The 24,445-nt window shown below is 68.7% G+C and carries 21 protein-coding genes and 1 tRNA gene; 11 read left to right on the top strand and 11 right to left on the bottom strand.

Features of this window, described 5'->3' with window-relative positions; all coding sequences use genetic code 11:
• Window positions 1–114: 114 nt before the first annotated feature.
• Window positions 115–1,245, bottom strand: coding sequence for a M20 family metallopeptidase (locus LLH23_22435; protein MCE5241232.1), 1,131 nt, complete (start codon window positions 1,243–1,245; stop codon window positions 115–117).
• 142 nt (window positions 1,246–1,387) lie between these two features.
• Window positions 1,388–1,465 (bottom strand) — tRNA-Pro (locus tag LLH23_22430).
• Window positions 1,466–1,571: 106 nt separating this feature from the next.
• Here LLH23_22430 and LLH23_22425 point away from each other — a divergent pair.
• The 10 genes from LLH23_22425 (at window position 1,572) to LLH23_22380 (ending at window position 9,975) form a co-directional block, all read left to right on the top strand.
• Entirely contained in the window at window positions 1,572–2,129 is a 558-nt protein-coding gene (locus tag LLH23_22425; GenBank protein ID MCE5241231.1) for a GNAT family N-acetyltransferase, read from the top strand.
• Between the two features lie 84 nt (window positions 2,130–2,213).
• Window positions 2,214–2,771: a GNAT family N-acetyltransferase gene (locus tag LLH23_22420; GenBank protein MCE5241230.1), complete on the top strand. Its 558-nt coding sequence runs from the start codon at window positions 2,214–2,216 to the stop codon at window positions 2,769–2,771.
• A 138-nt stretch (window positions 2,772–2,909) separates the two neighbouring features.
• Complete coding sequence (gene hisC, locus LLH23_22415; GenBank protein ID MCE5241229.1) at window positions 2,910–4,001, top strand: histidinol-phosphate transaminase; 1,092 nt, start codon at window positions 2,910–2,912, stop codon at window positions 3,999–4,001.
• A 141-nt stretch (window positions 4,002–4,142) separates the two neighbouring features.
• The gene (aroF, locus tag LLH23_22410) at window positions 4,143–5,165 is read left to right on the top strand and encodes a 3-deoxy-7-phosphoheptulonate synthase (protein ID MCE5241228.1); all 1,023 of its coding nucleotides are present in this window, start codon (window positions 4,143–4,145) and stop codon (window positions 5,163–5,165) included.
• A complete protein-coding gene (gene cmk, locus LLH23_22405) occupies window positions 5,166–6,719 on the top strand; it encodes a (d)CMP kinase (protein ID MCE5241227.1) in 1,554 nt (517 codons plus the stop codon).
• Window positions 6,712–7,410, top strand: a complete 699-nt coding sequence (locus LLH23_22400; protein ID MCE5241226.1) for a 1-acyl-sn-glycerol-3-phosphate acyltransferase — start codon at window positions 6,712–6,714, stop codon at window positions 7,408–7,410. The genes cmk and LLH23_22400 overlap by 8 nt, the downstream gene beginning before the upstream one ends.
• 32 nt (window positions 7,411–7,442) lie before the next feature.
• Window positions 7,443–8,351, top strand: a complete 909-nt coding sequence (locus LLH23_22395; GenBank protein ID MCE5241225.1) for a sugar phosphate isomerase/epimerase — start codon at window positions 7,443–7,445, stop codon at window positions 8,349–8,351.
• 21 nt (window positions 8,352–8,372) lie between these two features.
• Window positions 8,373–8,759 (top strand): VOC family protein, encoded by a 387-nt coding sequence (locus LLH23_22390; protein MCE5241224.1) that lies wholly within the window; start codon window positions 8,373–8,375, stop codon window positions 8,757–8,759.
• A 152-nt stretch (window positions 8,760–8,911) separates the two neighbouring features.
• Window positions 8,912–9,421, top strand: a complete 510-nt coding sequence (locus LLH23_22385; protein MCE5241223.1) for a nitroreductase family protein — start codon at window positions 8,912–8,914, stop codon at window positions 9,419–9,421.
• Window positions 9,422–9,441: 20 nt separating this feature from the next.
• Window positions 9,442–9,975 carry a hypothetical protein gene (locus LLH23_22380; GenBank protein MCE5241222.1) on the top strand — a complete coding sequence of 178 codons (534 nt, stop codon included), beginning with the start codon at window positions 9,442–9,444 and terminating at the stop codon, window positions 9,973–9,975.
• Between the two features lie 118 nt (window positions 9,976–10,093).
• On the opposite strand, the gene rbsK is transcribed toward LLH23_22380, so the two are convergent.
• The 7 genes from rbsK to LLH23_22345 all read right to left on the bottom strand — a co-directional run bounded on the left by rbsK (window position 10,094) and on the right by LLH23_22345 (window position 18,798).
• A complete protein-coding gene (gene rbsK, locus LLH23_22375; protein MCE5241221.1) occupies window positions 10,094–11,047 on the bottom strand; it encodes a ribokinase in 954 nt (317 codons plus the stop codon).
• 199 nt (window positions 11,048–11,246) lie between these two features.
• Complete coding sequence (locus LLH23_22370) at window positions 11,247–12,026, bottom strand: YjbH domain-containing protein (protein ID MCE5241220.1); 780 nt, start codon at window positions 12,024–12,026, stop codon at window positions 11,247–11,249.
• A 21-nt stretch (window positions 12,027–12,047) separates the two neighbouring features.
• Window positions 12,048–13,034 (bottom strand): hypothetical protein, encoded by a 987-nt coding sequence (locus tag LLH23_22365; protein ID MCE5241219.1) that lies wholly within the window; start codon window positions 13,032–13,034, stop codon window positions 12,048–12,050.
• A 3-nt stretch (window positions 13,035–13,037) separates the two neighbouring features.
• On the bottom strand, window positions 13,038–14,147 hold the full coding sequence (locus LLH23_22360; protein ID MCE5241218.1) for a prolyl oligopeptidase family serine peptidase: 1,110 nt from the start codon (window positions 14,145–14,147) through the stop codon (window positions 13,038–13,040).
• Between the two features lie 37 nt (window positions 14,148–14,184).
• A complete protein-coding gene (locus LLH23_22355; protein ID MCE5241217.1) occupies window positions 14,185–15,534 on the bottom strand; it encodes a sulfatase in 1,350 nt (449 codons plus the stop codon).
• A 46-nt stretch (window positions 15,535–15,580) separates the two neighbouring features.
• A complete protein-coding gene (locus LLH23_22350) occupies window positions 15,581–17,992 on the bottom strand; it encodes a BNR repeat-containing protein (GenBank protein ID MCE5241216.1) in 2,412 nt (803 codons plus the stop codon).
• A 107-nt stretch (window positions 17,993–18,099) separates the two neighbouring features.
• Window positions 18,100–18,798 carry a hypothetical protein gene (locus LLH23_22345; GenBank protein MCE5241215.1) on the bottom strand — a complete coding sequence of 233 codons (699 nt, stop codon included), beginning with the start codon at window positions 18,796–18,798 and terminating at the stop codon, window positions 18,100–18,102.
• Window positions 18,799–18,998: 200 nt separating this feature from the next.
• Between LLH23_22345 and LLH23_22340 the strand changes: the two genes are divergently transcribed.
• Window positions 18,999–20,342, top strand: coding sequence for a copper amine oxidase N-terminal domain-containing protein (locus tag LLH23_22340; protein MCE5241214.1), 1,344 nt, complete (start codon window positions 18,999–19,001; stop codon window positions 20,340–20,342).
• Between the two features lie 248 nt (window positions 20,343–20,590).
• On the opposite strand, the gene LLH23_22335 is transcribed toward LLH23_22340, so the two are convergent.
• Window positions 20,591–21,610, bottom strand: coding sequence for a hypothetical protein (locus tag LLH23_22335; GenBank protein ID MCE5241213.1), 1,020 nt, complete (start codon window positions 21,608–21,610; stop codon window positions 20,591–20,593).
• A gap of 235 nt (window positions 21,611–21,845) precedes the next feature.
• On the bottom strand, window positions 21,846–24,445 hold a 2,600-nt coding region (locus tag LLH23_22330), incomplete at its 5' end, for a hypothetical protein (protein ID MCE5241212.1).

Genomic DNA, 24,445 nt, shown 5'->3' with positions numbered 1-24,445 from the left:
GTCTTCCTCTCCTTGAACCCCCGGGCGAGACGGTCGCCTGCAGGGATGCTTCCTTGGTGTGTGCCGGCCATTTCGCCGGCTGTCCCCCGGCGTCCTCCCCCGGCGGGTGTCATGTCACTGCGGGCAGCACATCAGCCGCCGGTACACCTCGACGGCTGTTTGCACCTGCCCCACCTCGACCCACTCCACCGCCGTGTGCGCCTGGGCGATGTTGCCCGGACCGATGACCACCGACGGCGTGCCGCCCTTGGCCAGCTTGCTGGCGTCGGTGCCGTACTGCACTCCGGCGATCTCGTGGCGGCCCAACACCGCGTCTACGGCCGCCGCTGCCCGCCGGGCGATGGCGCTGTCGGGGGCGCCGTCCATGCCGTTGTCCGCCAGCGTCACCTGCAGCTCCCAGGGCACCGGCGCGTGCTCGGCGAGCCAGGCGCGCAACTCTGCCTCGACCCCGGGGGCTTCCTCGGTAGGCAGGACCCGGCGGTCGAGGGAGATCTCGCAGCGGTCGGGAACGATGTTGGGGGCGTTGCCCCCGCTGATGAGGCCGACGCTGACGGTGGGGCCCTGCAACAGCGGGTGCTTCGGGCGGCGGCTCAGCTCCTGGCCGTACTGCTCGAGTGCCGTGAGGACGCGGGCCATGTGGAAGATCGCGCTCTCGCCTTTGTCCGGCTCGCTGCTGTGCGCGGCCCGGCCGTGGGTGATGATCTGGCCCCGCAGCGCGCCCTTGTGGGCGATGATGACGCGCAGGTCCGTGGGCTCGCCCACGACCCCGCCATCGGCCCGGAAGCCGCTGTCCACCACGTGCTTGACGCCCCGGTAGCGGAACTCCTCATCGCAGGCGGCGACCAGCGTGACGTCGCCGGGGGGCGCGCCCTGGCGGGCCGTCTGCTCCAGCGCCATCAGCATGGCCGCCAGCGAGGACTTGCAGTCGCACGACCCGCGGCCATAGACGCACCCGTCGCGCAGCTCCGGCACGAAGGGCTCGATCTGCATGTTGAGGACTTCGACGGTGTCGGTGTGGGCCTCGAAGACCAGCGAGGGCCCGCCGCGCCCGGCGAGCCGGGCGATGAGGTTGGGCCGACCCGGCAGGGGCTCGGTCAGCTCGAAATCGAGCTGGCGGGCCGCGAGCCAACCGGCCACGAAGTCCACGACCCGCGCTTCGCCATGGGTGTCGTCGAGGGGGCCCCCGCAGGGGTTGATGCTGGGGATGGCGACCAGGTCGCGCAGCAGGCTGACTACTTCAGACATGGCGGAATACCTCGGGATGCGGGGACACGCACGGCAGGTTTCGACGGGGCGAGTATGGCCTCCTGCCCTGGGAGCGCCGGCATCCTGCCGGCACAAAAAAACGAGCTCTTGCGAGCCCGCAGATGTGATGGTGTTGGACAGATGGTCGGGGCGGCCGGACTTGAACCGGCGACCTCACGGTCCCGAACCGTGCGCGCTAGCCAAACTGCGCCACGCCCCGACGGAGAGTTAGCATAGCACGCACCGGACACAGGGTCAAGTGAAAACACCTTGTCTGGCGCCGTCTCCGATCTATACTTCCCCAAACCCACGAAGGGAGGCCGCGCATGGTAGCCGGAGAGAGAATCACCCTCCGTCCGCTGGAGCAGACCGATCTGGAGACCCTGTGGCGCTGGATCAATGACGCCGAGGTTGTCCACACTCTCGGCGGGCGCTTCCCCCGGTCGCTGCTGGAAGAGCAGCGCTGGCTGGAGCGCGAACGCGACAACACCAAGGAGTTGCAGTTCGGGATCCAGATCGCGGAGGGCCAGCTCATCGGCTCCTGCGGATTGCACCGGATTGACCCGGTGAGCCACAATGCCTCGTTGGGCATCATGATCGGCGAGAAGGAGTACTGGGGTCAGGGCTACGGGACCGATGCCATGCTCACGCTGTGTGCGTTCGGCTTCGGGCAGATGAACCTGCACCGCATCGGGCTGCATGTATTCGCGTTCAACCCCCGGGGCATCGCCTGCTACGAGAAGGTGGGCTTCGTGCACGAGGGGCGGCTGCGCGAGGCCTACTACAAGCACGGCGCCTACCAGGACCTGCTGGAGATGGGGCTGCTGCGCGACGAGTTCCGGGTGAAGTGGCCGGAGCGCTGGCCGCAGGCAGCGTCGGAGTGAGGGTAACCGCCGTGGTACGCCCGCTGCCTTGTCTGCCGCGCCGCACAGTCTATGCTTGCCCACACCCCATCGGGGAGGTCCCCCATGATCCGCGGCGAGAAGATCAACTTGCGCGCCCTTGAGCCGGCCGATGCCGAAGCGGTGCAGCGCTGGATGAACGATCCGGAGGTCAACCACACCCTCGGCCGGCGTTTCCCGCGGTCGCTTGCCGATGAGCAACGCTGGGTGCAGCAGGAGCGTGACCCGGCCAAGGAGCTGCTCGTAGGCATCGAGACGCTCGAGGGGCGCCTCATCGGCTCGTGCGGGCTGCACTCCATTGACCCCGTCAGCCGCTGCGCCATGCTCGGTATCTCCATTGGCGAGAAGGAGTACTGGAGCCAGGGCTACGGCACCGACGCCATGGTCACGCTGTGCGGCTTCGGCTTCGCCCAGATGAACCTGCACCGCATCGCCCTGTGCGTCTACGCCTTCAACCCGCGCGGCATCCGCTGCTACGAGAAGGTCGGCTTCGTGCACGAGGGGCGGCTCCGGGAGGCCTTCTACCGCCACGGGGCCTACCAGGACATCCTGGAGATGGGGCTGCTGCGCGACGAATTCCGGGCGAAGTGGCCGGAGCGCTGGCCGCAGGCAGCGTCGGAATAGGGCCTTTCCTTGTAAGCCAGGCCGTTTTGTGTTACAAACGTGGCTAGAGACCTCAGGGCCGAATGGGGCGCCTCCTCATTCGGCCCCTTAGTCGCACCTCGCGGCTGTGCTGCACGGTGCGTTTGACTGGAGAAGCGCATGTCCAAGGACCTCGTCTGTCAGTGTGTACGTCGCATCACTCCGTACTCCCCCGGCAAGTTCTCCCAGGAGGTCATGGAGGAGTTCGGCCTCACCGAAGTCATCAAGCTGGCCTCGAACGAGAACCCCCTGGGGCCGTCACCCAAGGCCGTCGAGGCCATCTGCGCGGCCGCCGGCGATGTCCATGTCTACCCTGACCCGGTCTGCCGCGAGCTGTCGGCCAAGCTGGCCGCGCACATGGGCGTGTCCGCGGACAGCATCATGGTCGGCCGCGGCTCCGACGAACTGATCCACATGCTCGGGCTGGCGTTCCTGAACCCCGGGGATGAGATGATCTACTCCGAGTTCCCCTTCGCGCTCTACCCGATGACCGCGCATGTCTGCGACGCGGTGTGCAAGCAGGTTCCCGCGAAGGGCTTCGACCACGATCTAGACGCCATGCTCGACGCCGTCACGGACCGGACCAAGATCATCATCATCGGTAACCCGTGCAACCCCACCGGCACCATCGTCACCCAGCAGCAGGTGGATGACTTCATGGCGCGCGTGCCCGAGGATGTCATCGTGCTGTTCGACGAGGCGTACTATGAGTATGCCGACGACCCCGCCTTCCCCAATTGCCTGGACTACGTCCGCGCCGGGCGCAACGCTGTCGTCATGCGCACCTTCAGCAAGATCTACGGGCTGGCCGGGCTGCGGGTCGGCTACTGCTCGGCCGGGCCGCGCGTGATCGAGGGCCTGCGCTTCGTGCTCGCGCCCTTCAATGTCAGCACCGTGGGGCAGGCGGCAGCCCTCGCCGCCCTCGATGACGCGGCCCACGTCCGCGCCACGCAGGAACAGGCACGGGAGTCGAAGCAGTACTGGTATGGCGAGTTCGAGGCCATGGGCCTGTCCTATGTGCCCACCCAGGCCAACTTCTTGCTGGTGAACGTCAAGCAGGACTGCCGCGCGGTGTACGACGGGCTGATGCGGCGAGGCATCACGGTGCGCACCGGCGACATCTGGGGCCTGAACACCATGATCCGCGTGTCGTATGGCACCATGGACCAGAACCGTAAGTTCATCGCGGCCCTGCGCGAAGTGCTCGCGTAGGGAGAGCCGTGCTGTAGGGCGGGGGCTTGTACCCCGCCCTCCGTTGGGTATGTGCCATACAGGGCGGGGTACAAGCCCCCTGAGATCGCGAGCGATCTCTACGCCCTACAGTGGCCGCGTCGTAAGGCAGGAGGAGTCGTCGTGATCATCGTCATGGCCCCCGGGGCCACCCAGAAACAGACCCAGGATGTCATCAAGCGCCTGGAGGCCCGGGGGTACGGCCATCACGTCTCGGCCGGCGTCGAGCGCACCATCATCGGGGCCATCGGCGCCAACGAGCGCGAGAAGCAGCAGGTCGCCGAGCAGCTCTCCCAGCTCCCCGCCGTCGAACGCGTGGTGCCGATCCTTAAGTCCTTCAAGCTGGTCAGCCGCGACCATCACCCCCAGGGGACCATCGTGCGGGTGGGTGACGCGGAGTTCGGGTCCGGGCATGTCGGCATCATCGCCGGGCCCTGCACCATCGAGACCGAGAAGCAGGTGCGCGAGGCGGCCAAGGCCGTGAAGGCCGCGGGCGCCCATGTGCTCCGCGGTGGCGCCTTCAAGCCCCGCAGCAGCCCCTACGATTTCCAGGGCCTGCGCGAGGATGGCGTCAAGCTGCTGATGGCGGCCGGCCAGGAAGCGGGCCTGCCCACGATCACCGAGGCCATGGAGCCGCGGCAGATCGAGCTGGTCGCTTCGATGTGCGACGCCATCCAGATCGGGGCCCGCAACATGTCGAACTTCGACCTGTTGCGCGAAGCCGGCGCCACCGGCAAGCCCGTGATGCTCAAGCGCGGCTTTGCCGCTACCGTCGAGGAGTGGCTGAAGGCCGCCGAGTACATCGCCACCACCGGCAACCTCAGCATCATCATGTGCGAGCGCGGCATCCGGTCGTTTGACACGGTGACGCGGTTCACGCTGGACCTGGCGGGGATGGCCGCGGCCAAGCTGGAAACCCACCTGCCGATCATCGTGGACCCCAGCCATGCCACCGGCACCCACCGGCTGGTCGGGCCGATGGCGCTGGCGGCGCTGGCCGGCGGGGCCGATGGCCTCATGGTCGAGGTCCATCCCCACCCCGACCAGGCCCGCTGCGACGGCCCGCAATCCCTCACCCCCAAACGCTTCGCCGTGCTCATGGAGCAGATCCGTCAGGTCGTCCAGATTGTGGGGGCGGAGATGTAGATGTCGGTTCTCTATGAACGTCTCGCCATCGTGGGGCTGGGGCTGATTGGCGGGTCGGTGGGCCTGGCCGCGCACAAGCGCTGCCTGGTCGGGGAGATTGTGGGGTACAGCCGCTCGGAGACCTCGCGGCAGGGCGCGGTAGCTGCCGGCGCGGTGGACCAGGTCAGTGACGACCTCCTGGCCGCCGTGCGCGGCGCCGACCTGGTGTATGTGTCGGCGCCGGTGTGCGCCATCGCCGGCATTCTGGAGCAGATCGCCCCGGCGGTCTCGATCGGTTGCGCGGTCACCGACGCGGGCAGTGTGAAGGGGCAGATCTGCCGCGACGGCGCGCGCTTCCTGCCGGCCAGCTTCATTGGCGGGCACCCCATGGCGGGGTCGGAGAAAAGCGGCATTCAGGCCAGCAGCGCCGACCTGTTCGTGGACCGCTCGTACATCCTGACGCCCCAGGAGGCGGACGAGGAGCTGCTGTCCCGGCTGCTGGAGTTCGTCAGGGCCCTGGGGGCGCGCCCCCTGCTGGCCACTCCCGAAGAGCACGACCACCTGGTGGCCCTGGCCAGCCATCTCCCCCACCTGTGGGCCGCGGCGTTGTCCCTGGGCCTCAGCCGCAGTGACGAGCCCCGCGCGCTGGCGGACTTCTCCGGCGCCGGCCTGCGCGACAGCACGCGCATCGCCGCTTCCTCGCCGGAGTTGTGGAAGGATATCTTCCTGAGCAATCAGGCGCAGGTGCTGCAGGCCTGCACCCGCGCCGAGCAAGCCCTGGCCGACCTGCGCCAGGCCCTGCAAAGCGATGATGTGGCGGCGCTGGTGGGGCTGCTGGCCCAGGCCAAGCAGTTCCGCGACCACCTCACCGCCGCCGGTGGAGGTCGTGACATGCCCTGTCCCGGTGTCAGAGTCGCGATTGACGGCCCGGCTGGAGCCGGCAAGAGCTCGGTGGCGCGCGACGTGGCCCACGAGTTGGGCTACACGATCATTGACACCGGCGCCATGTACCGCGCCGTGGCCTACTTCGCCAAAGGGAAGGGCCTGGCGCCCGGCCTGAATGATGATGAGATCGGCCGCCTTGCCGGCCAGCTCAACTATGAGTTCCGCACCGTGGAAAGCGAGCGCCATCTATTCGTGGACGGGCAGGATGTCGAGTCGGTGGTGCGGCTGCCGGAAGTGGGGCGGTTGTCGTCGCCCGTCTCGGCCATCCCGCTGGTGCGGCACAACCTGGTGATCGCCCAGCGGCAGATGGCGGCCGGCGGGGGGATCGTCATGGAGGGACGCGACATCGGCACCGTGGTGTTGCCCGATGCCGAGGTGAAGATATTCCTGACCGCCAGCCCCCAGGAGCGCGCCCGGCGGCGCTATCGCCAGCTACGCGACATGGGCCTGGAAGTAACCTACGAGGACATCCTCCACGAGCAGAACGTCCGCGACCAGCGCGACTCGTCGCGCGCCGTGGCGCCGCTGCGGCGGGCCGATGATGCCCTCGAGATCTGCAGCGATGACCTCACCGCCGCGCAGGTCGTAGCGCAGATCGTGCAGATCGTGCGGGAGCGGCAACATGCGTAAGACCCCCGAGCCCGTGCGCCGCTGGACGTGGCCCCACTACTACTTCGGCGCCTGGCTCGCGCGGACACTGTGCCGCCTCATGGGTGGCTACCGCGTCACCGGGCGGGCAAACATCCCCTCCCGGGGCGGCGCCGTCATCTGCTCGAACCACATCTCGTACCTCGATCCCCCGGTCCTGGGCGCGGGGTTCGTCCCCCGCCGGACGTACTTCATGGCCAAGAAGGAACTGTTCGAGGTCCCGGTGCTGGGCGAGATGATCCGCAAGTGCTATGCCTTCCCCGTGGACCGCGGCACGACCGACCGCGAGGCCATCCGCCACGGCATCGAGCTGCTGGAGCAGGGCGAACTGCTCGTCGTCTTCCCCGAGGGCGGACGCAGCCCCGACGGGTCGCTGCAACCGGGCAACATCGGGCCGGCGCTGATGGCCACGCGCGCCCATGTGCCGATCATCCCGGCGGCGCTCAAAGAGACGGACAAGATCATACGCCGGGGCAAGGGCGGCCTTCACCGGGGGCGCGTCCAGGTGGACTACGGCGAGCCGATCTCTCCCGACCGCTTCGGGGGCGACCATCCGGACAAGGCCGCGCTCCAGGACCTGACCGAGGCGGTCATGCAGGCCATCTACGAGTTACAGCAAAGGCAGTACGAGCGCGTGGGCGAGGTCGCTCCGCCCCGGACGATAGCGCAGTAGGATCTCCTGCTCTCCCCCTGGAGGCGATGCCGGTGGCGCAGAACGTCTTCGCCGTCAGCCTGAACAGCTACACCTGGGGCCGTTTCGACCTGGCCGAGTGCCTGGCGCAGATCAGGCAGACCTCGCTGCGCCGGGTCGAGGTGCCCGTCGAGCAGACCCGCCCCAAGTCTCTCATCCCCGAACTCATGGTAGATGCGCCGCTGAGCGGGCAGTGGCAGTACAGCCTCCCCGACCTGCGGGCCCTGCTCGCCATCGACGGCTTCGTCGTGGACAGCGTGGATGTGTTCGGCTTCCTGGGCTATCCGGGCGGCGCGGACATCATCAAGCGCCGCGTGGACTTCGCCGTGGCGCTGGGCTGCGACGCGATCGTGCTGGGCTGCCACCGCGAGGACCTGCCGGCGCCCGCCGCCGGCGAGACGCTGCCGGACAATGCGGAGACACGGGCCGCCCGCGCCATCTGCTATGGCCTGCTCCGCGAGGTCGGGCAGTACGCCGCCACCCGGGGCGTGCACCTGGCGCTGGAGGTTCACGGGGCGCTCATGGGCAGCGTTGCCGAGGCCCTGCGCACCATGCAGGAAGTCGGCCTGCCCAACGTGGGGGTCAACCTCGACACGGCCAACATCCTGTTCTACAACGAGAGCCAACCGGCCAGCTACGGCCTGGAGGCCGCGGAGGCCCTCGCGCCCTACATCACCCATGTCCACCTCAAGGACATCATGCGGGGCCAGACGCGGTCCGAGCATGTGCTGCCGCGCCTGGGGCAAGGCGAAGTGGACTTCCGGGGCACCTTTGACATCCTCCACGCCGCCGGCTTCACCGGACCCTTCAGCCTCGAAGTCGAGACCTTCCATCGCGCCACGGAGTCCGACAGCATCGAGGACTACCACGCCGACATTGTGGCCTCGATTGAGTACCTCACGTCGCTGGGCGAGTTCGCCTGATTCACATTTGGGAGTTGAGAGATGCCTGAGCAGATCCACCATTTCGCCGTCGAAGTCAGCGATGCCGAGCGCTCCGCGGAGTTCTACTGCAATCTCCTCGGCTTCACCCGCGGGGCCCGCTTCGACTTCCCCGAGCGGGGCCGCGTCATCATCTTCGTCAGCCTACAGGGCGTGGCTGTCGAGTTGCTGCAGAGCGCCGACCACCAAGCTCATGTCAACCAGCCCAAGATGCTGGGCTTCAAGCACCTGTGCCTGCAGACCAACGACGTGGACGCCGAGGTCGCGCGCCTGAAGGCGGCCGGGGTGAAGATCACCACCGAGCCCTTCGACACGCAGATCAACTCGCGGATCGCGTTCTTTGAGGACCCCGACGGGTTGATGCTCGAGTTGTGGCAGACGCTCGCCTGAGGCGACCTGGAAGTCCGCACTACCGGGTCCCGGGGGAGCGTCGTGGGAGCGCGGGTCTCCAGACCCGCAACGCCTGGCGCGGGCCCATGCGGGTCTGGAGACCCGCGCTCCGACGGCGCCACGCCCGTCACAGGGAACAGGAGGTGGTATTGATGCTCGACGCCATCAAGCAGCGGCGCAGCGTACGGCAGTACAAGCCTGACCCGGTGCCCGAAGAGGCGCTACAGGCCATCGTCGAGGCCGCGTTCTCGGCCCCTTCGGGGGTCAACATCCGCCCCTGGCATATCATCGTCGTGACGGACCGCGCCAAGCGCGAGGCACTGGCGCAGGTGCACCAGTATGCCGGCTTCTGCGCGCAGGCGCCAGTCGTCATGGCGGTGTGCGCCAACGAGTGTGAGTCGGATCACTGGTGGATCGAGGACTGCTCGGCCGCGACCGAGAACGCCATGATCCAGGCCGCCGCCCTGGGCCTGGGCACCTGCTGGGTGGGCATTCGCGGCAGCGACGAGCGCGGCTATGACCGCGAGGACACGGTGCGCAAGGTGCTGGGCATTCCCGACGCCATCCGCGTCCTGTGCATCTTCTCCCTGGGCTTCCCGACTGGAACCGCCGGCAACCAGGGCCCGGGCCCGATGGACCACGTCCACCGCGAGAAGTGGTGAAGGGCGACGGGGAGAACCGCATGAGCTTCCGTACCATCGCGATCGCCTTGCTGCTCGTCGGCCTGGTCTGGCTTGGCGGCATGGCCGCCTTCGTCTTCACCGGCCTGACGGGCGGGCAGTTGCAGGGCCCCGGCCCGGTCATCCTGGGCCTGGTCTTCTTCGGCCTCATCCCGGCCCTGTTCTTCTGGACCGTCGGCGCGGTCTTCTGGCGGCAGAGCAACATCGAGCGGCGCCGCCGCCGCGACGTGCGCCTGCAGGAGAACATTCTCCAGCGCGTGATGACGCGCGGCCGCTGTAAGTTCGAGGAGTTGGCGCAGGAACTGGGCGTCACGCCGCAGGTGGTCGAGGAGGCGCTGTACGCCGTGGTGGGGATGAAGCTGTTCACCGGCTACGTGAACTGGTCGGGGCGCGAGATCATCGCCCTGGAGGCCGAGCAGATCAGCGGGGACAAGTGCCCCAACTGCGGCGGCGCCATCGAGCTGGCCGGCAAGGGCATGGCCCGCTGCCAGTACTGCGGCACCCAGGTGTTCCTGCCGCAGGCAAACGAGTCGTGAGGGGAATGCAGAACGACGAAGTCACGGGGCCCCGTCCGCCTACGCGCCGCGCGCTGTGGCGGACACCCGTGACTCTCTCTGGGGCATGCTCCGGCGTAGTCCTCTCGCCCGCTCCCCCCTACAGCGCGACCGGCTGAACCGCCTCCAGCCCCCCACGCTCCTGCAGGAAGCGCTCCACGTCGCGGCGCTGGGGGAGGCTCGGCTGGGCGCCGAACTTCGTGCAGGCCAGAGCCCCGCAGGCGTTGGCGAAGGCCACGGCCTGGTCCACCGCCAGCCCCTCGGCCAGCGCCACTCCCAACCCCGCCGCGAACGAATCGCCCGCGCCCGTCGTGTCACACACCTCGACCGCGAAGCCGGGGATCAGGCGCGTGCCCTCATCGGTACACACGACGCAGCCTTCGGCGCCCCGCTTGACCAGCGCGATCTTCACGCCGCGGGCGTGGATGTCGCGCGCGGCCTTGACCGCAGTGGCAGTGTCCGGCACGGCATAGCCGACGACCATCTCGGCCTCAGTCTCGTTGGGGGTCAGCACGGTGGCGCGCGTCCAGTTCTGCGGCAGCCGCCCCATCGCCGGGGTGGGGTCCATGATGACCGGGACGCCGTCGTCGGCCGCGATCTTCACGAACAACTCGACACTCGCCAGAGGCACGGCGAACTGCACGAGAGCGACATCGGCATGGCGGATGACCGGGGTAGCGTCCTCGATGTACCGGGGCGCGCACTCCAGATTGGCGCCGCCCACCGACAAGATGCTGTTCTGCCCATCAGGCGCGAGCGCGATGAAGGCCATGCCGGTGGCGACATTGTCATCCGAGCCGACGTAGCGAGCCTCGACGCCCTCGCGGCGCAGGTTCTCCAGCAGGATCGGCCCGAAGGCGTCCTGCCCCACGCGCCCGATCAGGGCCGTCTCGGCCTGCAGGCGGGCGGCGGTGACGGCCTGATTGGCGCCTTTGCCGCCGGCCACGAACTTCACATCGCTCCCCAGGATGGTCTCCCCCGGGCGCGGCATGCGATCAGCCCGCACCACGAAGTCCTGGTTGATGTTCCCCAACACGACGACTCTGGCAGCCATGTGGATCGCTTTCCTGTGGCGGGGGGTGCTGCGCCGACGGCCCTGTAGGGCGTAGAGATCGCTTGCGATCTCAGGGGGCTTGTACCCCGCCCGCCGTTGGGTCAGTGCCGCTCGCGGCGGGGTACAAGCCCCGCCCGCCGACCGCACGACTTGGGCGGGGTACAAGCCCCCGCCCTACAGACACACGCCGCCCTCTGCTCTAGAAACTCGTCTTGGTGATGGCGAAGGTCAGGTCCACGCGCTCGAAATCCACCAGCGAGATCCCGAAGATGCCGTGCCACTCCTCGCTGCTCAGGACATCGTAGGCTCCCCCGACGTTGCCCACCCAGCCGTCATACTCGGCGAACAGCTTGGCGCGCGAGGCGGGCTGGTAGGAGATGCCGCCGAAGGGCCGACAGTGGAAGCGGCCGTTGCCGTAGCCCAGCGTGTAGTACAGCGGCTTGTCGGGTGTGCCGCCCTCGCGGGTGCCGACGATGTAGAACGAGCGGCCGGCGCCCTCCAGGGGGTGGTCCAGCGTGGCGGCGCGGCGATCGAGAATGTCCACGACGCCGATCGCGATGGCCGGGCGGTCCTCGGTCTCCGGCACGATCTCGAACTGGAGGTTCTCGACCGGCTCGAGGCTCTCGTCGCCCTTGCCCGTGCCCATCTCCGAGAACCACAGCCGGTGCTCATTGAACATGCCGAAGCCCACGGTGAGCGTGCCGTTGTTGTCCGTGCCGGAGAAGCCCGTGGGGAAGCCCCCGTTGATCGCCGCGGCGGAGGCGGTGAGCATGAAGTTGCCCCAGCCGGGCGTATAGCCCACGGGGATGTTCAGTTGCATGGCCCCGTCAAACCCGACGTGGCCGTCGGGCGTGACGCCGTGGCTCCCGCCGGGCAGCCCGGAGGCATAGCGGAATTCCGGGTAGTCCCGGAACTCGTCGGCCGAGGCGGCCACGGCGACGAGCAGGCAGACCAACGCGACTGTCAGCAGGCGTTGCATGGGTGGTACCTCCCTGGGTGTCTACACTGGCAGGTTCGACATCTGATGCTCTTCACCTGCCAGGTCCAGCGCCTCGAGGATCGCCGAACGCAACCGCTCATCACAGCGGCTGAGCGCGCCCAGTTGCTCCCGCCGCCGGTCCAGCCAGGACTCATCCTCCGGCAGATGGGCCAGGGCGATGGCATCGGGTGCAGCCAGGAGCGTCTCGGCGAGGGACACGGCGATGTCAGCCGCTTCCGCGGCGGTGTCAAGCGCCTCGGCCAGGTCGTAGTCCGTCGCCGCCGCCGTCTCGGCCAGAAATACGTGCGCGGCGTCTCGAGCCTCGACGACGCAGGCCGTCAGGTGCTGCTCGGCCAGGAAGCGCTCCAGGCGCCCCGCCCCCGCCCCGTAGGGCGCGGGCTCGGCCAGCGCCTCCCGCCACTGCAGCCAGGCTTCCTCAGCCTCGCCCAGCAGGACATCGGCGCGGGCGAGGGCCTGCAGGTTCGCCGCCAGGAGGGGCGGCGGCGCTTCGGCTTCGTCGCACAAGATCAGTTCCTGCACAGGCGGCGTGAGGCGCTCGTAGGGCCTGCCGGAACCGGGGACGCGGCCCAGCAACTCCTCCCCCTTCAGCCCCACGACCGTTGCCCACCCATCGTCTGGCCCGCGGGCCAACACCGGCTGCCCGGCCCGCAACGGCTCGCGGCACAGGGCCAGTGCTTCCTCCACCGGCGACTGCTCGCGCCGCGCCCGCAGGCCCAGCGCTGCCAGAGCCTCGGACAGGTAGCGGTCCACGCGCGCCGCAGACCAACTGGCGACCATGCCCTCCCCCCATGGCGTCATGAACGCCGCCCCGGTCAGGCCCATCACGCGGGCGAGCGACACCTCGCGCCCGAGCAGCCCGAGCGCCTCGTGCAGCGCCTGGCAGAAGTCGCAGGTGGCCTCCGGCGGCGCTACCGGCGGCAGGCCTTCGAGCAACACGATCTCCTCGCCCAGGCCCTGGTCGAGGCCGTCAAAGAGACGCTTGCGCATGGTCTATCCGAAGGTGAGGCGCCAATGTGTCGCGGTTGAGCACGGCGGGAGCGTCAGCAGGCCCTCGGCGCACTCCAGGGCAGAGAGCGGCACAGCCTGGCCGTCCCGCTCCGCGCCTGTGAGCTTCCCGGCCACAAAGCCTGCCGGGTTGACGCGCGTGACGGCGCTGTGCTCGACGGTCAACTCCAGCGTGTCGTCAGCGACCCAGTTCGCGTGGACGTGCGCCAGGGAGAGCGGTGCGTCGGGCTCCAGGTAGAGCCAGAAGTACCACTTGCCCTCATCGCTGACGAGATCGAGGCGGGTCGGCGCCTCGGCCGGCTTGACCTGCTGGGACAGCCAGGCGAAGCCCCACTCGTTGATGATCTCGTGCCCGCCGGTCCAGCTATAGAACTCCACCCGGTGCGGGAGGTCCAGGAGCTTCTCGTAGGTGCGCCAGGTCTGCGCGACATAGATGCAGCGGTCCTTGTCGCCATGGCTGATGCGCACGTGGGTGCTCGCGGCATTGGTGATGAAGGTGCGAGGGCTGCGGCGCTCATACTCGAAGTCCACCTCGGCCGAGGCGCCCGGCGCGCCGCCGCAGACGGCCTCGACATGCGGAGCGTAGCTGTTCCCCTGCTCGTGCCATTCGCGCACGCTGGAGATGGGGCACCAGGAGGACACGCCCGCCCAAAGGTCCGGATACTTGCCGGCCATGAGCAGCGACATGTGCCCGCCGCCGGAGCCGCCGATGACGTAGAGACGCCGTTCATCCACCGTGTACTCACGCTGCATGTGGGCCACGGCATCGGCGATGTCGCGCTGGGCCGCGAGTGAGCCGCCGGCCAGTTGCGCCTGCGGGTTGGACGTCAGGTTCGGCCCGCGGAAGTTGGGCAGGACCATGAGCCAACCGTAGCGTGCACAGAGCGGTCCGAAGGCCTGGGTCTGCTGGCGCACATCGGCTGACCAGGTGTGCAGGCCCACCAACAGGGGGGTGGGTGTGGCGCAGGGGGTCTCGGGGACGCCGATGATGATCGGTTGCGCGGCGCCATCGAGGGACGAAGGGACACTGACCTGAGACAGGCGAAGGCCCGAGATCTGCGGCAGTTCGGTGCTGGTAACGATGGTGTCGCTCATGGCGTGGTTCCTGGTGCGAGTCGGTCTGCTGATGCGGTCAGCTTAGCACACGCGGAGTCGGGTTGTCCACCCAGCCGGACGGGCGCTGGCCGACGCCCTCGCGGTCGAGGTCGCCCAGGTCCTCGCGGGCCTGTTCGGCCAGCGCGAGCAGCCGCGCAACGACCTCGGGATGCTCCGCCGACGCCTCGTGCTCTTCGCTCAGATCGTGCCGTACGTCGTACAGGGCCAACTCACACGGGGCCGTCTTGCCCGACGGGCCGATGATCTTCTCGGCCAGCGGCAGGTACAGCTTCCACTGCCCGGCGCGGACGGCCTGGAGCTGTCCGAGGGCGTAGTAGAAGAACCCACGTTCGTCGTACGCCGAGGTGAACGCGCCGCCGGTCAGCAGCGCGCTGCAGTCCTGCCCGTCAATCGGCCGGTCGGGCAGCGCCGCGCCCGCCAACGAGGCCAGCGTCGGCAGCACGTCCATCGTGGAGGTCAACTCGTCGGTCACGCCGCCAGGGGCGATGTGGCCCGGCCAGCGCGCGACGCACGGCATCCGCATCCCGCCCTCGCTGGTGTCATAGCCCCAGCCGCGCAGCGGCGCATTGCTGCCCTGCACGGGGTTCAGTTCGACCGCCCCGTTGTCCGAGGTCCAGATCACGAGCGTGCTCTCATCCAGGCCGAGTTCATCCAGTGTCCGGAGTATCTCGCCGGTGGACCAGTCCATCTCCTCGACGCAGTCGCCGTAGGGCCCGTTGGCCGACTGGCCCTGGAAGGCGGGGCTGGAGAAGGGCCGGTTGGTGCTGCCGGGCATGGCGTGGGGCAGGTAGATGAAGAACGGCCGGTCGCGATGCTCGCGGATGAAGGTGCAGGTCTCCTCGGTGTAGCGCCGGGTCAGGTAGTCCCGGTCCACGGGGGCGTCAATGACCTCTTCGTTGCGCATCAGGGGCAGCTCGGGCCACAGCGGGAACTGCGGCCGGGCGGTCATGTCGTCGCTGTAGGGGATGCCGAAGTAGTGATCGAATCCGTGGCGGGTAGGCAGGAAGGGGGGCTGGTCGCCCAGGTGCCACTTGCCGATGCAGGCCGTGGCGTAGCCCTGTGCGCGCAGGACATCGCCCACGGTCTGCTCGTCGGGGTGCAGGCCCTTGGGGTCCACCGGCTGTAGCACGCAGCCCCTGACCCCGGTGTGCAGGTTGACCCGCCGCGGGTAGCAGCCGGTCATCATGCTCGCCCGGGAGGGCGTGCACACCCCGGAGGTGCTGTAGAAGCTGGTGAAGCGCACGCCCTCGGCCGCTATACGGTCCACGTGAGGCGTGCGGTGCACGGTCGAGCCGTAGCAGCCGAAGTCGCCATAGCCGAGGTTGTCGGCGAAGATCACGATGAAGTTGGGCTTTGCCGTTGCCATGTCTCCTCCTGGGGGCCGGCTGTCTGCAGACCCGAGCGCTTGTGAGCTACCACAGGCGCCAGGTCTTCCCCCCGTCGGGCGACATCATCACGACGCGGCGGCTGCCGCGGTGGTCATTGCGGTAGAACCAGTACGTGGACCAGTAGTCATACGACAGGTACAGCGCGCCCTTGCGGTCGCAGGTGAGCCGGTGGTAGTAGACGCTGTACTCGGAGAACGGCGGCATGATGAGCGGCGTGGGCGCCTCCCACGGCTGGCCGGGGCGCTTCTGCTGGAGAGCGAGGGCCAGGTATGTGGCGCCGGGGAAGGGGGCGCCGGTGCCGGCCAGGCGGGCTGCGAGGTGCAGCGTATCGTCCGGCCCGCACAGCAGCCCGATGTAAGTCTGCCCGCCATGCTCGGAGGTCGTGACTGCCTCGGTGAACCCGCCGCTGGCGTCGTTGGGCTTCAGGGATCGCGCGTACGGGAAGGGCTGTCCGTGTGTGCCGCCCAGCGCGTGCAGGTAGCCCTGGCTGTCCAGCGTGAGCGACGGCGAGTTGTGCACGTCATTGGCCGGCGGGCCGTAGCCGATCAGCACCGGCTTGGTCACCGTCCGGGTCGCCCGGTCACACGTCGCCACATAGGCCGGCACGCCCGGCACCTTCTCCGCCGGGTCGGTAGCCTCGCCCCAGATGATGTGCACCTTGCCGTCCCGCGAGGCCAGGCAGTTGGGGATGCCGGAGTGCTGCGACGAGCCCAGTGTGCTGCGCGACAGGAGGAGAGGCTCGCCCAGCTCGATCCCGGTGGCGGTCTTGCGGGGCAGGAACAGCTCCAGCTCGCTCACGCGGCGCCAGAACAGCTTCGGGTCCGGCTCCTGCGGAACCGCGGTGTAGCGCAGGATCGGCGGCGGGCCGTCGCACTCGTTGTGCCCGGTGAAGACCTCGATGTCGAAGTGCCGCGAGCGGTCCTCGCGGCCCGGGATCAGGTACGCCGTGAAGGTCCGGCCCTGGTCGCGCGAATGCAGCAACGCCGCCTGCGCGCCCGAGCGCGCGATCAGGTACACGTCGTCATCCCGGTCGAAGGCGATCTTGGTCGAAGGCATCGTGAAGGCGCCGGCCGGAAAGTCCGGCACGCGCTTCGTCACAGCCTGGGCGAGGTCGGTCGTCACCCACTTGCCGTCGCGCTTCGTCGCGATGCCATTGTAGGTGCGGATGTATGGGCGGTTGGCGTGGTCGAAGTACGGCTGGCTGTCGGTCGGGTAGTCGGGCACGTAGCCGAACTGCTCGTTCTCATGCTCGTAGGGGCGCAGGGCAAGCGGCCTCGGCAGCGGCTGGCGTGCCGGGGCCTCGCCCCCGCGGACGGTCAGCGTGCAGTAGGTGCTGAAGCCGGGATCGTCCTCCGGCGTCACGCGGACATGGCAGACGCGCTCCTGCCCGGCGGCGGGGGCTGGCAGGCTCACGGTCACGGGTGCGTCGCCACGCGGGGCGACCACGACGCGCGCCGTGTCCAGGCGGGCGTCCCAGCGCGGGCCGGGGAAATCCAGGCTCAGCCGCACCGCCCGCTCCCTCACGAGGCTGTTGTGCACCTGCAGCGTGACCTGCCCTTGGGCGCCGGGCCGGGCGTAGACCATGCGGCGGTAAGGCGTCAGCAGCCAGCGGTTCTCCAGCAGCGGGAACCACGACTGCGGGTTCGGCGTCCAGCAGGCGAGGTCGCGGTACAGATCGTCGGGCTTCCAGCGGGTCACGCCGTCAATCTGGACGACCCCGCGCCCCTGCGTCAGGTGCAGCCGCCACGGCGTGTGCTCGCGCTGCACGTTGGCGGCGAAGGTGTGCTTCACTTCGCCCTTGGTCACGGCCAGGTCGGCCACGACAGTCCCCGCCGCATCGCTGACGGTGACCTGCGTCACGGCCGCCGGCAGCCCGGCGATGTCCAGGCCGAACTCCCCGGCGCGCGGGAGGAAGCACACATCACATGGCTGGTCCTCGCGCAGCAAGACGATGGGCTCCTCGTGCGCGCGGTCGCGATGCCCGCGCGAGGTCTCGATGAGATAGCGCGGACAGTTGGTCCACAGGCCCCAGATGATGTTGTCACCGTAGCGATCGTTGGAGACGGTGATGTTCAGGCCGTAGACGCCGGGCCGCGTCACCGGCGCGGTCAGGCGCACACGCTGCGCGGGCCCGACGCCGCTGCCCTGCGCCTGCCCGGCGAAGGGGATGGTGACATCTTGCAGCACGGCGCGGTCGGGGCCGACGAGGGTGGCGCGCAGGTCGCTCGGGCGGCCGCTCCGGTTGCGGTCGCGTTTCTCGACCTCGACGATCAACTCGCCGGGTTGCGCGTGGAAGTATGCCCCGCCGCAGCCGCCGATGCCCCAGCTGATCTCCCGACCGGGCAGCACGGGGACGTCCCCCCCGCGCCCCGTCTGCGCCAGCAACGGCGCGCAGGCCAGCAGCGCGGCGAGGCAGATCGCTTCAGTTGTGCTCATGCGGTTCTCCTTGGGCTACTCGGCTCTGCCGTTGGTGCGCGGCTCTCCAGAGCCGCAGCCTCCCGACGACCCGTGCGGCTCTGGAGAGCCGCGCTCCGACGACCTCCTCACGGTCGCGGGGCCAGGTGCGGCATGTCGGTGCACAGGACGTCCACGCCCATCGCCGCGAACTCGTCCCAGCGCGACAGGTCGTTGATCGTCCAGGCGCATACCCGCACGCCGGCGTCATGGGCGGCCCGCACCAGGGCAGCGTCCACGCCGGCGAACTGCAGGTTCAGCCACCCGAGGCCCTCGCGGGCGGCGATCTCCAGGTCCCCGGCGTTGCCGGTGATGAGCGCCAGGGCCGGCTCAGGGGTCAGCGCCTGCACGGCCTGGACGGCGGACAGGTCGAACGAGGAGATCATGCTCTCGGCCAGAATGCCGCCCTCGGACAGGATGGCCACGACGTGCTCGGCGACGTACGGCAGGTCCGGTCCGCCCTTGATCTCCACATTGATCCGCACCTTCTTCCCGACCGCGGCCACCACTTCACGCAGCGTCGGCGCGGGCTCGCCGGCGAACTCGGCGGCCTTCCAGCTTCCGGCGTCGAGGGCCTTGAGTTCGGCCAGTGTCATGGATGAGATCGGGCCGCTGCCATCGGTCGTGCGGTCTACCGTCCCGTCGTGCATGACGATGATCTCGCCATCGGCGCTGGCGTGGACATCGAGTTCGGTCCATTCGGGCCGGTACTGCAGGCACAGCTCAAAGGCTGCCAGCGTGTTCTCGGGCGCCAAGCCTGAGGCGCCACGGTGAGCCATCAGTTCCATCTCGTCTCCTCCTGGTGCGACAGATCTGTAACCAGGGGGACTTTCGCCGGGGCCGAATGGCAAGCCTCCCTGGGGCAAGGGAACTGCACAGAGGCGATGTGATACGGAGGTGTGGGGCCTGACGGTGCGAACCATATTGCTGTGGATACACTTTGGGGGGGCGGTCGTGACCATCCCCCAGCACGATTGGAGCGTGACCCATGAAGAACGCAGTCGGATATCTGGTTCTTGCCGTCTTCGTGTCCCTCTCCGTCATCTGCCCCGGTCTGGCCGCGGCCTTCCCTGAAGCAACGCCCGGCCTCCTGCACGCCATGCTGCTCAAGGGCGTGCAGGTGGACCCGCAGTCAGGCGCCTTCCGCCTCGACCAGTTGCAGGCCCTGTACCTGCCCGAGCCGCCCCAGGGCAGCTACTCCCACCTGTCCGACGACCCGGCCCGGAAGCTCTGGGCCACGCTGTCGCAGGTGGGCGGCACGGAACTCGCCCGCTTCGACTTCGACGCGGAGAAGATGAAGCCGCCGCTGTGGCTGCTGCCCTATAGCAGCGTCACGATCGGTGGCCAGCGAGCGGATGGGGAGACAACCAAGCTGGCAGCCGGAGACTACATGCTGGACTTCTTCCTCACCGCCGGCAAGTTCTACAGCTTCCCCTTCACCGTCAAGCAGGTCGGCGACAAGCTGCTGACGATGGGCGACTGGAACTCCTGGGGCTACTTCCTGTATGGGAACGACGACCCGGAGAACCAGTTCGTGTGGAAGCTCTTCCTGCGCCGCCATGAGACCGGCAACCGCGATGGGGTCGCTCCGCGGACGGAGATCGTGCGAGATGCCGACAAGAAGCTCATCGCGACCGGTCGCCCGGACCTCAAGCTGTGGCTCAACGACAAGTGGACGCGCTACGACCTCGAGTTCGTCTACCCGCCGCAGAGTCCGACGCCCGGTGGGTTCCTCCCGGCCAAGGCCATCCTGTCCCAGGACGGGGCGTACACGCTGAAGATCGCGATGGATGGGGCGCCGTATGGCTCGTGGCCATTCAAGATCGCTGGCGGGAAGCTCGTGCTGGCTGGCCGCGCGGACCGTGAGACGGCCGATCCGCTCACCTTCATCGGCGGCGGGGGCGCGTACTGGTACCAATCCCAGAGCGCCGTGATGGTGGACCCCGGCCAGATGGCCGCCCAGGAGCGCACCTTCACCCAGAAGGGCTTCATCCCCGACTGCAAGACGGTGGTCGTCGGTGGCACGACGCTGGTGATGATGGGCCCGGTGGTGACGTTCCTGGAAGCCCAGAGCCAGTGGAACGCCGGGACCAAGACGCTGAGCATCACGCATGGGGACAAGAGCATCAGGCTGACGCTGGGGAACGCCACGGCACAGAGCAATGCGGGACCGCTGGCGCTGGGCGTGGCGCCGCTGATGAAGGAGGGGGGCTTCTACGCGCCGCTCAAGCCCGTGGCGCAGGCGCTGGGCGCGGAGGTGCAGTGGGACGCGAAGATGCGGCTCCTGATGGTGATTGACGGCGACCGGTGCGGGCTGATCCACGTGCCGTGACGGATGACGGCGACCCACCCCCGCGCCTCCGGCGCGACCCCTCCCCACGGGGGAGGGGCAAGGCCTGTCCCCTCCCTGCGGGGAGGGACGAGGCTACGGCTCGGGGGGCGGCGTGTTGGCCGGTGCTCCTCATGTCTTCGGGGGATGGGAGCGCCGGAGGCGGCGGTGGCGTCATTGCCGTTGACGTTGACGTTACCCCTCCCCCGCGGGGAGGGGGCGCCGCGTAGCGGCGGGGGTGGGCGCCGTGGCTACGGCACCTTCACTTCCGTAATCCACATGATGTTCGGGCGCACGGGGTTGCCCATGCCGTCAGGCTGCAGCAAGCGCAGTCGTGTGGTCTTCACCGGCGCCAGCTCGATCGCCGTGCTCTGTTCGGCCTTGAGGTTCGTCAGCGTCTTCTGCGTCACCCACTGCTTGCCGTCCCAGGTCTGCACCAGCAGCTTCTGCGAGGCATGGTAGGTGCCCTGGTAGGTGGCCCAGAAGATCTCGACCCCGCTCAACGTCTTCTCGCCCGGCCAGGCGAAGACCAGCCAGTGGTCGCCCGGCACTTCCTCGGCGGCCCACGTGCAGCCGTACGTCGTCTCCCCCGGCTTCATTACCTTGCCATCGGTCAGCACGGACAGGTTCTCATAGCCCGAGTACGAACTCTCGGCGATCAGCGTCGGGGACTCCTTCACTGCGCCCAGATGCCGGTAAGTCAGCTTGAAGGCCGCGCCGTTCTGCATGGGGGACACGTCCAGGGCGCGCACCTCGACCGTGTTGACGAAGCGGTCGTCACCGGCCAGCAGGTCTGCCACCGGTAGCACGAGGCGCAGGCTCTTGCCGCCTTGCGAGAACTCGCGGGCATACTGCGACGGCGTCAGTGGCTTGCCGTTCAGCAGCACCTTCAGGGCGGACAGGTCGAGGGCGTTCAGGTCATCGGCGAGACCAATGGTGAGGGTACGGGGCGTCTCCGCCAGCCAGTCCAGGTCGGTGGCGGGGCTGACGCGCACCGCGCGGTCATCCACCTTCACGCCGGTCACGCGCGGCGGCCGCTCGTCATCCAGCACGACGCCCTTCAGCTCGCCGAGCAGCACAGTGGTCGAGCCGCCGCCGATAGCCTTGGGGTCGAGGGTGAACGACACCACGCCCCGGGCCTCGTCCACCGCACACGGCAACGGCAGCCACTTGCCGCTCGCGTGGCGGTAGTGGATCGTCAGGGGGGCGGCCATGAGGGCGCTGGCGAGGCAGAGCAACAGGGCAACGAGACAGAGCCGGCGAGTGTGCATGATGAGCCTCCGGGGGGACCTTTCGACGAGTGCAGCCCGCGACCTGCCGGAACGGCGAACGCCTCCTCACCCCTCCCCCTCTCCCTCGCTACGCTCCGGAGAGGGGACCCTCCGGCCACTGTGTGCCTTCGGAGCCACCAAGCGACATCCGACCGCCCCTCTCCGGAGCGCTCGGCCGCGTCGAGCGCGAGGGAGAGGGGAAGGGGTGAGGACGCCGTCCCTTCCCTCTGCCCCGTCACTTCAGCGCCGCCTCCAGCTTCGCCGGGTCGCCCAGGTAGTACAGCGCGGTCGTGTAGGGCGGCACACCCAGCTTCAGGCTGTCGGTCCGCGGCGACAGCAGCATGTGCCGGAATACGTCATAGACCGGCGTTGCAGCAGGCAGGCGGAGGGTGTCCGTTGCCGGGGCCCCGCCGGTGTGCAGGCACACGAAGTGCCGGTCGGCGCACAGGATGTCGTTGGCGTCGCGGTACACGTGTACCCCGGCCATCTTCGCCAGGTTGCGCATCAGCTCGACGGACAGGTACGGGCAGGCGGAGTACACCGACGTCCACGTCGGCAACTTACGGATCGCGAAGGCTCCCATGTCGTCCCGCACCTTCCCGTCCAAGACCCACCGTCCGATGATCCTCGCGTCGCCCGCCTGGGCGGGGTCGAGGTACGGCAGGGGCTGGAGGGCATTCCCGAAGCGCGCCCAGGTTGCGCCCGGACCAAAGCCACGCGGCGAGAACTCCGCCTGCGGCAGACCGGCCGCCGGCGCAGCGCTCATGTCGGTGAAGCGCATCGTCGGCTCGACCGGCTCGTTGAGCAGCTTCAGGCCCGTCATACCGATGACGCTCTCGACATTCGCCGGCGCCGGGTGCTTGCCCGCCTGGGCCAGGCCGGGCGCCCAGAGCCACACCAGCGTCCGCCCGCCGCCCTTGGCCAGGTCGAGCAGCTTCAGCTCCTCCGACTGCAGGTAGAAGGGATTGAGGAACAGGCACAGCTTGTACTGCGCCAGCTTCCCCGACTCCGCCAGCGTCTTGAGGTCCGCGAGGTTGTACAGGTCGTACGGAGCGCCGATCCGCTGCACACCGTTGATGAGGGTCTCGCGGCCGATCAGCAGGTTGAGCCCCAGCGTGGACATCAGGTCCTGGGCTGTCTGCGACTCGCCGTGGTAGAAGATCGCGATCTGCGCCGAGGGGCCCCGGTCCGGCAGTGTGAGGGCGAAGTCGTAGAGCTGCTTGATCTGCGTCGCCAGCTTGGCGATGTCCGGGTCCATGAACCACTCGGCGGCCGCCGCGCCGCGCTGCCCGGAGGCGAACTCCAGCCACCACCAGCCCGACCCGCGCAGCATCGAGGCGCACGCATCGCGCTTGAGCACCTCCAGCGTCTCCGGCAGGCTGTACTGCTTGGGCACGATGTCCGACAGGTAGGTGCGTGTGTCGGCCTCGTAGACCCACAGCTTGTTGTGCAGGCGCAGACTGTCAATGATGTTGTGACCCCACAGGTGGCCGCCCGCGCGACGCGAGTTGTCATACTCAGCCGGGCTCACATAGATGTCCAGATAGGGCGCCCGGGCGGCGCGATCCACCGCCGTGTGACCGTGGAAGCCCGGCACGGACGTGAAGAGCTGCGCCAGCGTGTAGCCGTAGTAGCAGCCCGTAAGGAGGCGATTGTCCGAGGCTTCCTTGACGGCCTGGCCCCAGGTGTTGAACGAGTCCATCATGGCCTCGGAGAAGCACTGGAAGTAGTCCATCGGCAGCGTGCCCACGCCCGGGGCCAGCGGGTCGCGCATCACGCCCGCGTCCTGCGGCTTGGGGGCCCACATGAGTGTGTTCACGACCTCCTCGCGGACGAAACGGGCCGGCTCGAGGATGTCGTCGAAGTGGATGTTCGGGTTCTGCCAGGCCTGCTGCAGCGCCGCGTCGGTCTTGTACCTGGCGATCAGGAAGTCGCGGAACGTGCGGCGGGCGGCCACGGAGAAGTCGCCAGTGTCCCAGCGCTCGCGGGGCTGGCTGTCATACTCCCCCCGGTCGTTGATGAACAGGTTCAGCTCGTTGCCGCCGTAGTAGTTCTCGCCCGCGCGCCCGGCGAAGAAGATCAGGCCCATGATGTGCGGCGCATACGACTGGGCGCGCATATGCCTGACCAGCCGCGTGAGCGCCTCGGCCCCGGCCTTCCGCCACGCCTGTGACATGAACGTCGGCCGCACTTGCGCCCGGTCGGGCATCTGCAGGACGAGGGGGATCAGCACCTGCCCCCGGCCGCTGAGGAACTGCTCGGAGTTGTTGACGAACAGCCAATCCGGGTTGGGGTCCATGTCCACGGCGGGGATGAGCTTGATCTGCGGATCCACGCTCAGCGCCGCGTTGACCATGCGGTCCACCTGCGCGAACCACCAGCGGTCGTAGTCCTCCTGCTCGCCGGGCGCGGGGATGGCGTCCCCCTCGATGTGTGGGCGGAAGTACTTGACGCCCGTCGCGGCATACTCGGCATAGCGCCGCAGGTTGCCGTACGACGAGGCCCAGATCACGGGGGCCTCGACCTTGCCGTCCACCGTCAGCGTCGGGTTCCCCGCAATCGTCTTGATCTTCGCATCCGGGAAGTCAACCTGCGTCGGGGCCGTGTGGGAGCGGTCACCGACCGCGACCGCCGCCCGCCTCGCGTCGAACGTCACATGCAGCCCCCACGGGTCGCTGGTCGTGCCAGGGAGGCTGCTCGTCAACCCCACCGCGCCGTCGGGCCGCGAGAGCAGCAGTGTCGCCGGGGTGCGCGCGGGAGCCTCCCGAGGGATGTCCACATTCAGCGTGACGGTATGCCGCCCCGGCTGCCAGGCGCTCGTCTTCAGCTCCTCGG

The organism is bacterium (assembly GCA_021372615.1).
GTDB lineage: Bacteria > Armatimonadota > Zipacnadia > Zipacnadales > UBA11051 > JAJFUB01.
The sequence above is the reverse complement of the archived record's forward strand: the minus strand, read 5'-3'. Positions and strand labels throughout refer to the sequence as shown.

Excerpts from the sequence above, each read along its gene's own strand:
- LLH23_22435 (MCE5241232.1), bottom strand. The coding sequence starts at position 1,245 with ATGTCTGAAGTAGTCAGCCTGCTGCGCGACCTGGTCGCCATCCCCAGC.
- LLH23_22425 (MCE5241231.1), top strand. The coding sequence starts at position 1,572 with ATGGTAGCCGGAGAGAGAATCACCCTCCGTCCGCTGGAGCAGACCGAT.
- LLH23_22420 (MCE5241230.1), top strand. The coding sequence starts at position 2,214 with ATGATCCGCGGCGAGAAGATCAACTTGCGCGCCCTTGAGCCGGCCGAT.
- hisC (MCE5241229.1), top strand. The coding sequence starts at position 2,910 with ATGTCCAAGGACCTCGTCTGTCAGTGTGTACGTCGCATCACTCCGTAC.
- cmk (MCE5241227.1), top strand. The coding sequence starts at position 5,166 with ATGTCGGTTCTCTATGAACGTCTCGCCATCGTGGGGCTGGGGCTGATT.
- LLH23_22400 (MCE5241226.1), top strand. The coding sequence starts at position 6,712 with ATGCGTAAGACCCCCGAGCCCGTGCGCCGCTGGACGTGGCCCCACTAC.
- LLH23_22390 (MCE5241224.1), top strand. The coding sequence starts at position 8,373 with ATGCCTGAGCAGATCCACCATTTCGCCGTCGAAGTCAGCGATGCCGAG.
- LLH23_22385 (MCE5241223.1), top strand. The coding sequence starts at position 8,912 with ATGCTCGACGCCATCAAGCAGCGGCGCAGCGTACGGCAGTACAAGCCT.
- LLH23_22380 (MCE5241222.1), top strand. The coding sequence starts at position 9,442 with ATGAGCTTCCGTACCATCGCGATCGCCTTGCTGCTCGTCGGCCTGGTC.
- rbsK (MCE5241221.1), bottom strand. The coding sequence starts at position 11,047 with ATGGCTGCCAGAGTCGTCGTGTTGGGGAACATCAACCAGGACTTCGTG.
- LLH23_22370 (MCE5241220.1), bottom strand. The coding sequence starts at position 12,026 with ATGCAACGCCTGCTGACAGTCGCGTTGGTCTGCCTGCTCGTCGCCGTG.
- LLH23_22365 (MCE5241219.1), bottom strand. The coding sequence starts at position 13,034 with ATGCGCAAGCGTCTCTTTGACGGCCTCGACCAGGGCCTGGGCGAGGAG.
- LLH23_22360 (MCE5241218.1), bottom strand. The coding sequence starts at position 14,147 with ATGAGCGACACCATCGTTACCAGCACCGAACTGCCGCAGATCTCGGGC.
- LLH23_22355 (MCE5241217.1), bottom strand. The coding sequence starts at position 15,534 with ATGGCAACGGCAAAGCCCAACTTCATCGTGATCTTCGCCGACAACCTC.
- LLH23_22350 (MCE5241216.1), bottom strand. The coding sequence starts at position 17,992 with ATGAGCACAACTGAAGCGATCTGCCTCGCCGCGCTGCTGGCCTGCGCG.
- LLH23_22345 (MCE5241215.1), bottom strand. The coding sequence starts at position 18,798 with ATGGAACTGATGGCTCACCGTGGCGCCTCAGGCTTGGCGCCCGAGAAC.
- LLH23_22340 (MCE5241214.1), top strand. The coding sequence starts at position 18,999 with ATGAAGAACGCAGTCGGATATCTGGTTCTTGCCGTCTTCGTGTCCCTC.
- LLH23_22335 (MCE5241213.1), bottom strand. The coding sequence starts at position 21,610 with ATGCACACTCGCCGGCTCTGTCTCGTTGCCCTGTTGCTCTGCCTCGCC.